A 14,530-nucleotide genomic window follows, 5' to 3' on the forward strand; every position below is an offset into this window, starting at 1 on the left:
ATCCACCCTTACAGCGATTTCCAGAAAACAAAAAACCCGCCAAGGCGGGTTTTTTTTGAGCTTCAACCTAATCTTAGGTTGCGCGTGATATCAGCATGTTACGGATCTTACCAATCGCTTTGGTTGGGTTAAGACCTTTAGGACATACGTTCACACAGTTCATGATGCCGTGGCAGCGGAATACGCTGAATGGATCATCAAGCTCTGCAAGACGCTCGTTCGTTGCTGTATCACGGCTGTCCGCTAGGAAACGGTAAGCCTGTAGAAGACCTGATGGGCCGACAAACTTATCTGGGTTCCACCAGAACGACGGACAAGAGGTTGAACAACAAGCACAGAGGATACACTCGTAAAGACCATCTAGCTCTGCACGCTCTTCAGGAGTCTGCAGGCGCTCGATCGCTGGAGCTGGAGTATCGTTGATCAAGAATGGTTTGATCTTCTCATACTGCTTGTAGAACTGACCCATATCTACAACCAAGTCACGGATAACCGGAAGACCTGGAAGTGGACGAAGAACCAGCTTGTCGTTCTTAACCACTTCAGAAAGAGGGGTAATACACGCAAGACCGTTCTTACCGTTCATGTTCAAACCGTCAGAGCCACAAACGCCCTCACGACAAGAACGACGGAATGTCATTGATGTATCTTTCTCTTTGAGAAGGTGTAGAAGATCCAACACCATGATGTCCTTGCCACCAGGGATATCGATCTGGATATCCTGCATGTAGGGAGCATCATCAATCTCAGGGTTGTAACGATAAACACTTACTAGCATCGTAACGACTCCTTAATATGTACGAACTTTAGGTGGGAACGCTTCCATGGTCTTCGGAGCGAAGTTCACGGCACGTTTGCCCAGCGTTTTCGTTTGTGGGTAGTAAACTGAGTGACACAACCAGTTTTCATCATCACGCTCAGTAAAGTCGTTACGAGCATGTGCACCACGAGACTCTTTACGCTCGTATGCAGCAATGGCAGTTGCCTCAGCTACTTCCATTAGGTTCTCAAGCTCAAGCGCTTCAAGACGTGCAGTGTTGAATGACCCAGTCTTATCTTCGAGGTATACGTTCGCTACACGCTCACGGATTGCCTTAAGCTTAGTCAAACCTTCCTGCATCGCATCGCCGTCACGGAATACACCGAAGTAAAGCTGCATGCACTGCTGAAGATCTTTACGGATATCCGCTACTTTCTCACCGCCAGTCGAGTTATTTAGACGGTTAAGACGAGCCATTGCTGCCTCGATCTCTTCTTCAGTAGCATCTTTAACTTCGTAACCTTCGCGCATCTGCTGTTCGATCTGAAGACCTGCAGCACGACCGAAGACAACCAAGTCAAGCAGTGAGTTGCCACCTAGACGGTTAGCACCGTGTACTGATACACAAGCAACCTCACCACAAGCGAATAGACCTTCAACGATCTTATCTTCACCTGACTCAGGATCCGGGTTAATCACCTGACCACCGATGTTAGTGGTCACACCACCCATCATGTAGTGACAGGTTGGCACTACTGGAATTGGCTCTTTCACAGGATCAGCCGCTGCGAATGTCATTGAAAGCTCACAGATACCAGGCAGACGTGAGTGAAGAACCTCTTCACCTAGGTGATCAAGCTTCAAGTAGACGTGATCGCCGTCTGGACCACAGCCACGACCTTCAAGGATCTCTAGGATCATTGAACGCGCAACAACGTCACGACCGGCAAGGTCCTTCGCGTTAGGAGCGTAACGCTCCATGAAGCGCTCGCCATCTTTGTTTACAAGATAGCCACCTTCACCACGACAACCTTCAGTTACAAGCGTACCCGCACCAGCGATACCGGTTGGGTGGAACTGCCACATTTCCATGTCTTGCGCAGCAATGCCAGCACGAAGTGCCATACCCATGCCGTCGCCAGTGTTGATCAATGCGTTTGTAGTTGATGCGTAGATACGACCTGCACCGCCAGTAGCCAATACAGTCGCTTTCGCTTTAATGTAAACGGTTTCACCTGTTTCGATACAGATCGCAATACAACCGACAACGGCGCCGTCTGCATTTTTAACGAGATCGACTGCAAACCACTCATTTAGGAAAGTAGTACCTGACTTCATGTTCGCTTGGTAAAGCGTGTGAAGCAGCGCGTGACCAGTACGGTCTGCCGCAGCACAAGTACGAGCAGCCTGACCACCTTCACCGAAGTTCTTAGATTGACCACCGAATGGGCGCTGATAGATACGACCTGTCTCTGTACGAGAGAAAGGAAGACCCATGTGGTCAAGTTCGAATACCGCACGTGGACCTACAGAACACATGTATTCGATCGCGTCTTGGTCACCGATGTAGTCAGAACCCTTAACGGTATCGTACATGTGCCAGCGCCAATCATCGTTTGGATCCGCACTCGCGATCGCACAAGTAATACCACCCTGTGCAGATACTGTGTGTGAACGTGTTGGGAATACTTTCGTAACACACGCAGTGTTTAGACCTGACTGTGCAAGTTGAAGGGCTGCGCGCATACCTGCACCGCCACCGCCGACAACAATTGCATCAAATGTAAGCGTACGTAGCTTAGACATCTATTAAACCCCCCAAAGAATCTGAATACCCCACACCACGTAAACGAACGCGAGCAGGCCACAGGCAGATTGGAATACGAAACGAATGCCAGTTGGTTTAATGTAGTCGGTAGAAATTGACCACATACCGATCCAAGCATGCGCAACCAATGAAAGCAGCGTTAACAGTGTGAAGATACGCATTGCAGTACCTTCAAACAGTGCTGACCACTGGTTGTAATCTAGTTCAGGGTTAAGCAGCATGTAGCCGATCATGAAGATCGTGTAAGCTGCAAGGACAACCGCAGTTACGCGCTGCATCATCCAATCGTAAAGGCCGCTACGGCCAAAGCTTGTTACCGAAGTTACCATACCCAAACTCCTGCTAGCACAATGGAGATAGCTGAAATCGCAAGCGTTGCTTTCGCAGCCGCATTGCCAGATTCAATCTCTTCACAGTAACCCGCATCCATAACAAGGTGCTTGATACCTGCGAAGAAGTGGTACAGAAGTGCAGACAACAGACCCCAAGCGATGAACTTGGCAATGAATGATTCTGTTAGAAGTGCAGCTGCTGCATCAAAACCCTCTTGAGACTCAAGAGAAAGGCTCAGTGCGTACATCATGAAAATGGTACCGACAAATAGAATCAGACCAGTGACACGGTGCAGAATTGAAGTCACAGCCGGTAGAGGCTGCTTAATGGTTCTCAAATCGAGATTTACAGGTCGTTTTTTGTTCACGGCTCTAGTTCACACTTATGTGCCCTCTCCGGGGCCTCGTTTACTAGTAAGTACCTGATTCGGTAGTGACAGAGTCAACTACTCAGGACGACGATTAAAACTGCACGTTTATGACAAATATTCATATGAATATTCACATATTGCAGCGCGCAATTTTCGGAGGCTGATTATAACAATTGATAGGCTTTTGACAATCAATCTAAGGCCCTATTAGCCAATGGTTTAATAGGGCCATGTACAGTTCCGACGCGATTCATACGCCAGAGCGCATAAATTCGACTTATAGCTTTTTGTCCTTACTTTATAGCTTTTGCACTGCAACAATTGACGATTGACAATCACTTTGGGCTCACTATAGTGATCAGGCCTTAAAGAGTTCTGAGCCAACCTCAGAAGAGCTCTAAGATGCTTAAATACCCATATTAAGCAGTAACGGAAATAGATAGGAGCCAACCATGGCTGATAAGAAAGCTCGTCTCGTAGTAGACGGTGTAGATAAAGAGATCGAACTGCCGGTTTATCACGGCACAGAAGGTCCAGATGTTGTTGACGTTCGCCCACTAACAGGTGAAGGCCTGTTTACTTACGACCCAGGTTTTGTATCAACAGCCTCTTGTGAATCAAAAATCACATACATTGACGGCGCTAATGGTGTTCTTCTTCACCGCGGTTACCCAATCGAAGAACTGGCCGAGCACTCAGACTACCTAGAAGTGTGTTACCTCCTTCTAAATGGTGAACTCCCTACTCCAGAGCAGAAAGCTAAATTTGACTACACTGTGAACCAACACACTATGGTTCATGAGCAGCTTCGCTCTTTCTACAACGGTTTCCGCCGTGACGCTCACCCTATGGCGATCATGTGTGGTGTCGTAGGTGCGCTATCCGCTTTCTACCACGACTCACTGGACATTAATGATCCTCACCACCGCGAAGTCTGTGCATACCGTCTCATCGCTAAAATGCCTACGCTAGCGGCGATGTGTTACAAATTCTCAATCGGTCAGCCATTCATCTACCCACGTAATGATCTTGGCTACGCTGATAACTTCCTACGCATGATGTTTGCGACACCTTGTGAAGATTACAAAATCAATCCAGTGCTTTCACGCGCGATGGATAAGATCTTCACACTTCACGCAGACCACGAACAGAACGCGTCTACCTCAACTGTTCGCCTTGCTGGTTCATCAGGTGCTAACCCATTTGCCTGTATTGCAGCGGGTATCGCAGCACTTTGGGGTCCGGCTCACGGTGGAGCAAATGAAGCTGTATTGAAGATGCTTGCTGAGATCGGTTCTGTTGAGAACATCCCTGCGTTCATCGAGAAAGCAAAAGATCCAAACGATCCATTCCGTCTAATGGGCTTCGGTCACCGCGTATACCGCAACTTTGACCCACGCTCACGCGTTATGAAACAGACCTGTGATGAAGTATTGGCTGAACTGGGCATCACGGATGATCCAATGCTAGACATCGCTAAAGAGCTTGAGCGCATCGCGCTAGAAGATGAATACTTCGTTAGCCGTAAACTCTACCCTAACGTTGACTTCTACTCAGGCATCATCCTGAAAGCTATCGGTATCCCTACCTCTATGTTTACCGTTATTTTCGCTCTGTCACGAACGATCGGCTGGATCTCACACTGGAACGAGTTCCACTCAAGCCCGAACAAGATCGGTCGTCCACGCCAGCTTTATACTGGTGCGCCTAAGCGCAAGCACCCACGCGCTTAATCGCTAATAGCGCCCCATAAAAAAACCCCGCTGTAGCGGGGTTTTTTATTGTCTAGCACAAGACAGTTATTAGTGCTGTGTACGCATCAACGGTGAGCTGAACACCTGCTGGATAGCACGATGATTAACAACCTGCGCAGCTACTTTAGACGCTTTTTTCTGAGCCTGAACAACAAGCGCTGCCAATTCAGAGCGACGAATCTGTTTTGCATTCCACTCAACCAGAGCGATCTTTTCTGACTCGCTTAGGTCGTTGCTGTCTAGAAGTTCTAGAAGTGTTTTTTGATCAAGGATCTGTGACATGAGGTCATCCTCCACTGTTTAATTAAGTTGGCGCTAATATATTCGACCAAGGTATTGGTCAGCAAGAGAGGCTTTTTCACAGAATAGGTGAGTTTAGTTCAACAAAAGGTAGAAGAACTGTAGGAGCCTTATCGAAGATGAGGCGATCCATCATCGCGACCTTTTCAAGATCGCTCCAACTATTCACCTGCGCTCAATAAACAAAAAAGCGAGCCTGAGGCTCGCTTTTCATTCACAAGGTAAATTCAATTACCCAGCAATCATTCCATTCTCACGCATGATGCCTTCGATCTCTGGCAAGCTGGCTGGATCATCGATGGTTGATGGTACTGTGTACTCTTGGCCATCAGCGATCTGACGCAGTAGCTTACGTAGGATTTTGCCTGAACGAGTTTTAGGCAGACGTTTAACCACTGCCGTGCGCTTGTAACAGGCGATTGGGCCAATCTCTTTACGAATGTTAGCAACCAATTCCGCTGAAAGTTGCTCATCTGAGATATCAGCTCCGTCTTTCAGAATGACAAGACCAACAGGCTCCTGACCTTTTAGCTGCTCAGAAATACCGATTACGGCACACTCTGCAACGGCTGGGTGCGCAGCTACGATCTCTTCCATCTCACCCGTCGATAGACGGTGACCGGCAACGTTAATCACATCATCGGTACGACCCATGATGAAGACATAGCCATCTTCATCTTTATAGCCACCGTCGCCCGAGGTGTAGAAACCTTCGACATCTGACAGGTAACCCGACTTGAAGCGATCGAAATCACCCCAAACGGTTGGCAAACAGCTTGGTGGTAGTGGCAGTTTGATAGCGATAGATCCCTGCTGACCTGCTGGTAATTCATTACCCGCTTCGTCAACAATCTGCACATTAAAGCCTGGGCTTGGCAGCGTTGCTGATCCGGCTTTTGGTGGCATCGGCTCGACACCCATCAAGTTGCCACAGATCGCCCAACCGGTCTCCGTCTGCCACCAGTGATCAATAACGGGTTTACCGGTTTTCTCAACGGTCCAATCATAGGTTGGTGGATCGAGACGCTCACCCGCCATGAAGATAGTTTGCAGTTCAGACAGGTCGTATTTACCCACTTCCTGAGCTTCGGGGTCTTCCTTCTTAATCGCACGAAAAGCGGTCGGTGCAGCAAATAGAATCTTAGCTTTGTACTCTTCACAGACACGCCAGAAAGCGCCAGCGTCCGGTGTACGAACCGGCTTACCTTCATAAACAATCGTACTACAGCCAGCCAGAAGTGGTCCGTAAACAATATAAGAGTGACCAACAACCCAACCTACATCCGAAGCGGCCCAGTAAACATCACCCGCTTTCACGTTGTAGATCGCTTTCATTGAGTAGTTCAGTGCGGTCGCATGACCACCATTATCACGAACAACACCCTTAGGCTTACCCGTAGTACCTGATGTGTACAGAATATATAGAGGATCAGTACCTTTGACCGCCACTGGCTCTGCTGGTGTCGCGTTAGCCATCTCTTCAGCCCAGTCGCAATCACGTGGAGCCGTTAGCTCGGCCGTCACCTCTTCACGCTGGAAGACAATAACAGACTCAGGCTTATGCTCAGACAGGTTAATCCCTTCATCTACCATCGGCTTGTAAGGAAGCACTTTAGCGACTTCTACACCGCAAGAGGCTGTCACAATCGCCTTAGGTTGTGCATCATCGATACGTACAGCTAGCTCGTTAGGTGCAAAGCCACCAAACACAACTGAATGGATAGCACCCAAGCGTGCTACCGCCAGCATGGCAACCACTGCTTCAGGGATCATTGGCATGTAGATAACGACACGATCGCCCTTCTCGACCCCTTTAGATTTCAAAACGCCTGCAAAGCGTGACACCTGATCTTTCAGTTCAGAGTAAGTCACAGTGCGTTTAGTGTTGGTTACTGGTGAATCATAGAGTAGAGCCGCTTGATCACCGCGACCCTGTTCGACATGATAGTCAACAGCCATATAAGAGGTGTTCATCTCACCATCAGCAAACCAACGATCGATACCGTTCTCATCTTTCGAAAGAATCGTTTGTGGTGCTTTGAACCATGGCAGATCAGCCGCTTTCTCAGCCCAAAACGCTTCTGGTTGTTCGATCGACTTCGTGTATTCGCTTAGGTAAGACATACTCATTCCTCATTAACTGACGAGATGTGATTATTTTTAGACGCTCGATATGAGCACTTTTCTAAAATAAGATTGTCGACACTTTACCGGAAAAGATTGCGGATTTATTTACGACTTATGGCGATATTGTCGACAATCCTATCCATCCTTATAACCAGATAAGTAGATTTAAGGTGCTTTTATCGCCAGCATGTAGTTCTACTACAGCCCGATTTGGGTTGGATTTGTTCGAAAGCATAGGCTACTCTGCGTCCACATTTTGAAAAGTTACATACCTTTTGCCAATGCACACCCCATCCATAGAGCTAAGCCACGTCACTCTGACAAGAGAAGGACGTACTATCTTCGATGATCTTTCGCTGTCACTTAATGAGTCACGCATTGGTATTATCGGGTTTAATGGCAGCGGCAAAAGCAGCCTGATTCGCCTGCTTAACGGTTTACTTACCGCCGACAGCGGCACCATCAGCATCAACGGTAAAGACCCATCGAAAGGGCCTGCCGCCATGTCGACTGAAGTCGGCTTTGTATTTCAAAATCCAGATCACCAACTGATCTTCCCTACCGTACTTGAAGAGTTGATCTTTGGTCTGCAAAACCAGGGCAAAGATAAGTCAGAGTCAGAAGCCGAAGCACTCGCACTATTAAAAGAGCATGATCGACTGGATTGGAAAGATCTTCCGGTCCACAGCCTGTCTGAAGGGCAAAAGCAGTTGATCTGTATTTTCTCGGTGCTTCTATTGAAGCCTAAAGTCATTGTCTTCGATGAACCCTTCTCTGCACTTGATCTACCCACTCGATATCAGCTTCAGAAAGTGATCAGCAGTCTGTCCCAGCAGGTCATTATGATCAGTCACGAGCTAGATGGTTTTGACGGGTTTGATCGACTGGTATGGATAGGTGATCAAGGAGTCGTAAAAGATGGCTCCATTGAAGAGGTGATCAATGACTATAAGCGACATGCTGTTGAGACTGCAGAGTCATGATGAGCCTATACCTTGCACAAATATCCTGGCTGCACCGTCTGCCGGCCGGGTTTAAGCTTTTATGTTTAGCCATCACCACGGTTCTGCTCTATCCCGTAAAAGAGGTAGGAATCATCTCATTAGCCGTTGCTGTTACGCTGGGGATCTACGCCAGCTTGGGTAGATCTGGCATGGCGCAACTGAAACTTTTGAAACCGCTATTCTGGATGATGCTGGCAATCTTTGCCTTGCAGTATTGGACCATGGGGCTTGCCGAGGCTTGGATACTACTGGGTCGCATGTTGGTACTAATCCTACTGGCCAATGCCATCAGCATGACTACGCGCATGGATGAGATGAACGCGGTTTTTCAATTTTTGCTAACGCCACTTCGATGGCTGGGTGTTGAGACCCAACGAATCGCGTTTGCACTCTCTTTACTGATACGCTTTGTTCCTGTGTTGGTCTCGTTTATGCATGCCCTGTTAGCGGCATGGCGAGCACGTGGTGGACAACGTCGTTATTGGCAAATTATAGCCCCATTAGTGGTACAGGCACTAAGAATGTCTGATCAGGTGGCTGAAGCGGTCGCTGCTCGTGGCGGCATACCAAAAATTAAAAACTAGAGAGCCATTTCGGCTTCAAGCAACTCAAAAGGAGTCACTGTGAGTGAAATAACGAAAGACAAACAGATTGTTCAAATTGCAATCTTCGCGGCGCTGCTAGCAGCACTGGGCTTTATCCCACCGATCCCATTTGCGACGGGTGTTCCCATCTCAGCTCAATCGCTGGGCGTTATGCTAGCGGGCACGATCTTGGGCGCACGTAACGGTGCTCTATCGATGATTCTGTTCCTAGTCGTCGTGGCTCTGGGTGCTAACCTCTTGGCCGGTGGTCGTGGCGGTCTTGGCGTCTTTGCAGGCCCTACTGCTGGTTTCCTGTTCGCCTTCCCATTTGCTGCGTTCACAGCGGGTCTTCTGACACGCTCACTCTCAGGTAAATTCTCCCTCACCATTGCAGCCGGCATTGGTGCTCTGGTGGGCGGTATTGTCGTGATGTACCTATTTGGTATTGCTGGATTCAAACTGGTCACTGGACGTACATGGCTTGAGTCACTGATGATCATGTGGGTCTACATTCCAGGTGACGCAGTGAAGGTCGTTCTTGCAGCGGTCGTAACAGGTGCAGTCGCTCGAGCGCTTCCGGGCACTTACGCCAACAAGTAACACCAACATTGAACACAAAAAAACCCGCTACTTGGCGGGTTTTTTTTACTTCTAGAAACGACTTACATTGAAGCAGGCTGAACAGGAATCGCTTTTTTCACACCGGTCAACTTGTTACGAGCGCGGATCTCTTCATCGGAGACTCCGTCTACCTCATCAAACTTAGCGCCTTCAAAGTAACAGAGCGTTGGTTGGAAGCCATCCAGCTCTGAACTATCTAGCTGGACGTAAGCGGCAATAATAAGTAGGTCGCCCTTGTTCGCTTTATGAGCCGCAGCACCGTTCACAGAGATTACACCGCTGCCACGCTCTGCACTGATAACGTAGGTCGAAAAACGTTCGCCGTTGTTGATGTTATAGATCTCAATTTTCTCATACTCATGAATACCTGAAGCATCTAAAAGGTCCTGATCAATGGCGCAAGAGCCTTCGTAGTGCAGTTCAGCATGAGTGGCTGTCACGCGGTGCAGCTTCGCTTTTAAGAAAGTTTGTAGCATATCTATAACCCATGAATTGGTTGGGGATTCTATCCCTGAGTCGAACGAGGTCGCGATTTTACTCTTATCATCTAAATTTTGCACCTGCGTAATCGTTCTAACAATATTCAACGTCAATTCAGGTTAAACATGAGCTGATTTCAGTCAAAGATGAAATGCAATCAAAACCATTCCAATCAACTTGTTATAGAATATGCGCCTCAAAATTCGTTTAGATAAAAGGCGTGACAGCGTGCGTGACTATTCTGCAACAGATCAACTACTAAAACAGCTACTCAAAGAGCGCATCCTTATTCTGGATGGTGGCATGGGTACGATGATCCAGGGGTACAAGCTAGAAGAAGCCGACTACCGTGGTGAGCGCTTTGCAGATTGGCACTGTGACGTCAAAGGTAACAATGATCTATTGGTGTTAACGCAACCCAAGATCATCGAAGATATTCACTACGAGTACCTCAAAGCGGGCGCCGACATTATTGAAACCAACTCATTCAACGCGACCACCATCGCGATGGCCGACTATGAGATGGAATCGATCAACCACGAGATCAATGTCGAAGCGGCTAAAGTGGCACGTCGTGCTGCGGATCGCATGACGGCCGAGACACCAGACCGCCCTCGTTTTGTTGCAGGTGTACTTGGCCCGACCAACCGCACCGCTACCATTTCACCCGATGTAAACGATCCCGGTTTTCGTAACATCACCTTTGATCAACTGGTTGAAGCGTACACCGAGTCGCTTGATGGTTTGATCACCGGTGGTGCAGACCTGATTCTGATCGAAACCATCTTCGATACCTTGAACGCTAAAGCGGCCGTTTTTGCCTGTGAGCAGTACTTTGACGATCACAATCTAAGACTCCCATTGATGATCAGTGGCACCATCACTGACGCTTCAGGCCGCACGCTCTCTGGCCAAACGACCGAGGCGTTCTGGAACTCTCTTCGTCACGCTAAACCACTCACCATCGGTTTGAACTGTGCGCTAGGCCCTAAAGAGTTACGCCAGTACGTTGAGGAGCTCTCTCGTATAGCGGATACCTATGTCTCTGTTCACCCTAACGCGGGTCTACCCAACGCCTTTGGTGAATATGACGAATCTCCTGAAGAGATGCTGAGCGAAATTGCCGAATGGGTCGACTCTGGCTTCGTCAATGTGGTGGGTGGCTGTTGTGGCACAACCCCAGATCATATACGCGTCATTCGCGAAGGGATCATCTCTAAAGCGCCACGTCAGATTCCAGATCTACCGATAGAGTGTCGCCTAGCCGGCCTAGAGCCTCTAAACATTGGAGCTGAGACTCTGTTCGTTAACGTCGGTGAACGGACCAACGTCACCGGCTCTGCTCGTTTCCGCCGACTCATTAAAGAGGGTGACTACGAGACAGCACTAGAGGTCGCTCGTCAGCAGGTAGATAACGGTGCACAGATCATCGACATCAATATGGATGAGGGGATGCTGGATGCCGAAGCGGCCATGATTCGCTTCCTCAATCTGATTGCATCCGAGCCAGATATCTCACGTGTGCCGATCATGCTCGACTCCTCTAAATGGGAGATCATCGAAGAGGGTCTAAAACGCATACAAGGTAAAGGCGTTGTTAACTCCATCTCACTCAAAGAGGGTGAAGAGAAGTTCATAGCTCAAGCCAAGCTGATTCGTCGCTACGGTGCTGCGGTGGTCGTGATGGCCTTTGATGAAGTGGGTCAAGCCGACACCTATGAGCGCAAGATTGAGATCTGTGAGCGCTCTTATCGCGTGCTGGTCGATACCGTAGGTTTCCCACCAGAAGATATCATTTTTGATCCGAACATCTTTGCCATTGCTACCGGCATCGAAGAGCACGACAACTACGCAGTCGACTTTATTGAGGCGACTGGTTGGATCAAAAAGAACCTACCGCACGCTATGATCTCGGGCGGTGTCTCCAACGTCTCGTTCTCGTTCCGTGGTAACGACAAGGTCCGCGAAGCGATCCACTGTGTATTCCTCTACCACGCCATCAAACAGGGCATGGACATGGGTATCGTCAATGCGGGTCAGTTGGCGATCTATGACGACCTACCTGAAGCGCTGCGTGAGCATGTTGAAGATATCGTACTTAACCGTCGCGAAGACGGTACCGAGCGAATGCTCGAGCACGCTGAACAGTATCGAGGTGATGCGGCCACTCAAGCGAACGGGGCTGATTTGGCATGGCGTGAACTGCCTGTCCAAGAGCGCCTATCGCACGCCCTAGTCAAAGGCATTGCCGATTACATCGATGAAGATACCGAAGAGTGTCGTCACCTGTACGATCGTCCACTGCACGTCATCGAAGGTCCATTAATGGATGGTATGGGCGTTGTAGGTGATCTGTTTGGCGCCGGTAAGATGTTCCTGCCTCAGGTGGTGAAATCGGCCCGCGTTATGAAGAAAGCGGTTGCCTATCTGATGCCTTACATTGAGGCGGAGAAAGATGGCAGCGAGTCGAGTTCAGCCGGCAAAGTGATCATGGCGACCGTAAAAGGTGACGTGCACGACATCGGTAAGAATATCGTTGGGGTGGTACTGCAGTGTAACAACTTTGAGATCATCGACCTCGGTGTCATGGTCCCTGCAGAGACCATTCTGAAAACAGCCCGCGAAGAGAACGCCGATATTATAGGTCTGTCTGGACTGATCACACCGTCACTGGATGAGATGGTGCATGTTGCTAAAGAGATGCAGCGCCAAGGCTTTGACATACCGCTGTTGATCGGTGGCGCAACCACGTCAAAAGCACACACTGCAGTTAAGATTGAACCTAGCTACCAGAACAACCAAGTGGTGCACGTAACCAACGCATCACGTTCGGTCGGTGTTGCCTCTGCCCTACTCTCGAAAGAGCGTAAAGAGCAGTTCATTGCCGACACTCGTGAAGAGTACCAGGCGGTTCGTGAGCGTCACCTGGCCCGTCAAAATGAGCAGCGTCGCGTCAACATCGATGCGGCTCGTGCAAATGCAGAACCGGTAAACTGGGAAGGCTACCTACCGCCAGTACCCAACAAACCTGGCATCCACACCCTCAATAATATTCCACTGGAATCACTGCTTGAGTTCATTGACTGGACACCCTTCTTCCAATCTTGGGAGCTGGCCGGCAAATACCCTCGCATCCTGACCGATGAGATTGTTGGCGAACAGGCAACTAAACTGTTTGAAGATGCCAAATCGATGCTAAATAAGATTGTTTCGGAAAAACTGTTAGAGGCACGCGCTGTCGTTGGGCTATTCCCAGCTAACCGCGTCGGTGATGACATCGAACTCTACAAGGACGAGAGTCGGACTGAGCTATTAACGACGGTTCACCACTTACGTCAGCAGACGCAAAAGATTGAAGGTCGATACAACCACTGTCTGTCGGACTACATTACGAGTAAAGAGAGTGGTACACCGGACTATCTAGGCGCCTTTGCCGTCACGGCGGGCATTGGTGTTGACGAGATGGTGGCCGAGTTCGAAAAAGACCATGACGACTACCAGTCGATTATGGTTAAAGCCCTCGCTGACCGTCTTGCCGAAGCGCTTGCCGAGAAACTCCACGCAGATGTCCGCAGGGATTATTGGGGCTATGCTTCTGAAGAGTCTCTCGATAACGAAGCGTTGATTCGCGAAGAGTATGTTGGCATTCGCCCAGCACCTGGCTACCCAGCCTGCCCTGACCACACCGAAAAAGGGTTACTGTGGGAGCTTCTGGATGTCGAGCAGCAGGTCGGCATGACGCTGACTGATAGCTTTGCCATGCTACCCACCGCCGCTGTCAGCGGATGGTACTTCAGCCACCCTGAGGCGAAGTACTTTGGTGTTGCCAAGATCAGCGAAGACCAGGTAGAGGACTACGCTCATCGTAAAGGGATGGAGTTGTCAGAAGCTGAGCGCTGGTTGGCACCGAATCTAGGGTATGAGCCGGAGTCGTTGTAAAAGCACGTGATTTGAATGCGGTGACAGGCTGAAGGCCTGTCACCCGTACCTTGATCGGCACCATTATGATTATTCGCGGTTTTTCGCTTCGCTCAAATTCGCTCCTACAACACTGCCTTGTAGATAATCTGCTACAAAACCCGAGTGTAGGATCGAATCCCCCGAAGGGGAAACCGCGAACCTAAGGCCTCTCAACGTTGTGATGAACTTACACCAAAGTGCCCGTGACTGGCTTTAGCCTGTCATCGGCATCACCAGCGTTTTCCAGAACCTCTGCGAACACCAGACAGCGGATGACAGGCTAAAGCCAGTCACCCGGTCTTAGCAAAACCTCTGGATAAACCACGCCAAACCACCTTATAACTTTCCCGACTTAACTTGATCCAAATCGACCTAGCACTCCTACACCTTAAGTCTTAGTCCCGCTCTG

General features: G+C 49.2%; 12 protein-coding genes. 5 read left to right on the forward strand and 7 right to left on the reverse strand.

The window, feature by feature from the left end; all coding sequences use genetic code 11:
* Nucleotides 1-73: 73 nt before the first annotated feature.
* Genes XMG48_RS08185 through sdhC form a run of 4 tightly spaced genes read right to left on the reverse strand, consistent with a single transcriptional unit; the run spans nt 74 to nt 3,288 of the window.
* Nucleotides 74-778, reverse strand: coding sequence for a succinate dehydrogenase iron-sulfur subunit (locus tag XMG48_RS08185; protein WP_173481575.1), 705 nt, complete (start codon nt 776-778; stop codon nt 74-76).
* Nucleotides 779-790: 12 nt separating this feature from the next.
* The gene (gene sdhA, locus XMG48_RS08190) at nt 791-2,566 is read right to left on the reverse strand and encodes a succinate dehydrogenase flavoprotein subunit (RefSeq protein WP_173481576.1); all 1,776 of its coding nucleotides are present in this window, start codon (nt 2,564-2,566) and stop codon (nt 791-793) included.
* A gap of 3 nt (nt 2,567-2,569) precedes the next feature.
* Entirely contained in the window at nt 2,570-2,917 is a 348-nt protein-coding gene (gene sdhD / locus XMG48_RS08195; protein ID WP_173481577.1) for a succinate dehydrogenase, hydrophobic membrane anchor protein, read from the reverse strand.
* Nucleotides 2,911-3,288: a succinate dehydrogenase, cytochrome b556 subunit gene (gene sdhC / locus XMG48_RS08200; RefSeq protein ID WP_173481578.1), complete on the reverse strand. Its 378-nt coding sequence runs from the start codon at nt 3,286-3,288 to the stop codon at nt 2,911-2,913. The genes sdhD and sdhC overlap by 7 nt, the downstream gene beginning before the upstream one ends.
* Nucleotides 3,289-3,743: 455 nt before the next feature.
* On the opposite strand from sdhC, the gene gltA reads away from it, so the two are divergent.
* Complete coding sequence (gene gltA, locus XMG48_RS08205; RefSeq protein ID WP_173481579.1) at nt 3,744-5,024, forward strand: citrate synthase; 1,281 nt, start codon at nt 3,744-3,746, stop codon at nt 5,022-5,024.
* A gap of 69 nt (nt 5,025-5,093) precedes the next feature.
* On the opposite strand, the gene XMG48_RS08210 is transcribed toward gltA, so the two are convergent.
* Together XMG48_RS08210 and XMG48_RS08215 are read right to left on the reverse strand one after the other, a co-directional pair.
* On the reverse strand, nt 5,094-5,327 hold the full coding sequence (locus XMG48_RS08210) for a hypothetical protein (protein WP_173481580.1): 234 nt from the start codon (nt 5,325-5,327) through the stop codon (nt 5,094-5,096).
* 249 nt (nt 5,328-5,576) lie between these two features.
* Nucleotides 5,577-7,469, reverse strand: a complete 1,893-nt coding sequence (locus tag XMG48_RS08215) for a propionyl-CoA synthetase (protein ID WP_173481581.1) — start codon at nt 7,467-7,469, stop codon at nt 5,577-5,579.
* A gap of 284 nt (nt 7,470-7,753) precedes the next feature.
* On the opposite strand from XMG48_RS08215, the gene XMG48_RS08220 reads away from it, so the two are divergent.
* Genes XMG48_RS08220 through XMG48_RS08230 form a run of 3 tightly spaced genes read left to right on the forward strand, consistent with a single transcriptional unit; the run spans nt 7,754 to nt 9,660 of the window.
* On the forward strand, nt 7,754-8,455 hold the full coding sequence (locus tag XMG48_RS08220; RefSeq protein ID WP_173481582.1) for an energy-coupling factor ABC transporter ATP-binding protein: 702 nt from the start codon (nt 7,754-7,756) through the stop codon (nt 8,453-8,455).
* Nucleotides 8,452-9,060, forward strand: coding sequence for an energy-coupling factor transporter transmembrane protein EcfT (locus XMG48_RS08225; RefSeq protein WP_173481583.1), 609 nt, complete (start codon nt 8,452-8,454; stop codon nt 9,058-9,060). Before XMG48_RS08220 ends, XMG48_RS08225 begins: the two co-directional genes overlap by 4 nt.
* A gap of 39 nt (nt 9,061-9,099) precedes the next feature.
* The gene (locus tag XMG48_RS08230; RefSeq protein ID WP_371731443.1) at nt 9,100-9,660 is read left to right on the forward strand and encodes a biotin transporter BioY; all 561 of its coding nucleotides are present in this window, start codon (nt 9,100-9,102) and stop codon (nt 9,658-9,660) included.
* Between the two features lie 62 nt (nt 9,661-9,722).
* Here the strand turns inward: XMG48_RS08230 and panD are convergent, their stop codons facing one another.
* Nucleotides 9,723-10,157, reverse strand: a complete 435-nt coding sequence (gene panD, locus XMG48_RS08235; RefSeq protein WP_173481584.1) for an aspartate 1-decarboxylase — start codon at nt 10,155-10,157, stop codon at nt 9,723-9,725.
* Nucleotides 10,158-10,389: 232 nt separating this feature from the next.
* Here panD and metH point away from each other — a divergent pair, with 232 nt between their 5' ends.
* Nucleotides 10,390-14,100: a methionine synthase gene (gene metH, locus XMG48_RS08240; protein ID WP_371731444.1), complete on the forward strand. Its 3,711-nt coding sequence runs from the start codon at nt 10,390-10,392 to the stop codon at nt 14,098-14,100.
* The last annotated feature ends 430 nt before the right edge of the window (nt 14,101-14,530 follow it).

The organism is Marinobacterium sp. xm-g-48 (genome assembly GCF_013282925.1).
Lineage (GTDB): Bacteria > Pseudomonadota > Gammaproteobacteria > Pseudomonadales > Balneatricaceae > Marinobacterium_E.

What these genes read in the sequence shown, in the direction of transcription:
- XMG48_RS08210 (WP_173481580.1), bottom strand. Translation starts at nt 5,327, where the DNA reads ATGTCACAGATCCTTGATCAAAAAACACTTCTAGAACTTCTAGACAGC.
- XMG48_RS08225 (WP_173481583.1), top strand. Translation starts at nt 8,452, where the DNA reads ATGATGAGCCTATACCTTGCACAAATATCCTGGCTGCACCGTCTGCCG.
- XMG48_RS08215 (WP_173481581.1), bottom strand. Translation starts at nt 7,469, where the DNA reads ATGTCTTACCTAAGCGAATACACGAAGTCGATCGAACAACCAGAAGCG.
- gltA (WP_173481579.1), top strand. Translation starts at nt 3,744, where the DNA reads ATGGCTGATAAGAAAGCTCGTCTCGTAGTAGACGGTGTAGATAAAGAG.
- sdhD (WP_173481577.1), bottom strand. Translation starts at nt 2,917, where the DNA reads ATGGTAACTTCGGTAACAAGCTTTGGCCGTAGCGGCCTTTACGATTGG.
- XMG48_RS08185 (WP_173481575.1), bottom strand. Translation starts at nt 778, where the DNA reads ATGCTAGTAAGTGTTTATCGTTACAACCCTGAGATTGATGATGCTCCC.
- XMG48_RS08220 (WP_173481582.1), top strand. Translation starts at nt 7,754, where the DNA reads ATGCACACCCCATCCATAGAGCTAAGCCACGTCACTCTGACAAGAGAA.
- panD (WP_173481584.1), bottom strand. Translation starts at nt 10,157, where the DNA reads ATGCTACAAACTTTCTTAAAAGCGAAGCTGCACCGCGTGACAGCCACT.
- sdhA (WP_173481576.1), bottom strand. Translation starts at nt 2,566, where the DNA reads ATGTCTAAGCTACGTACGCTTACATTTGATGCAATTGTTGTCGGCGGT.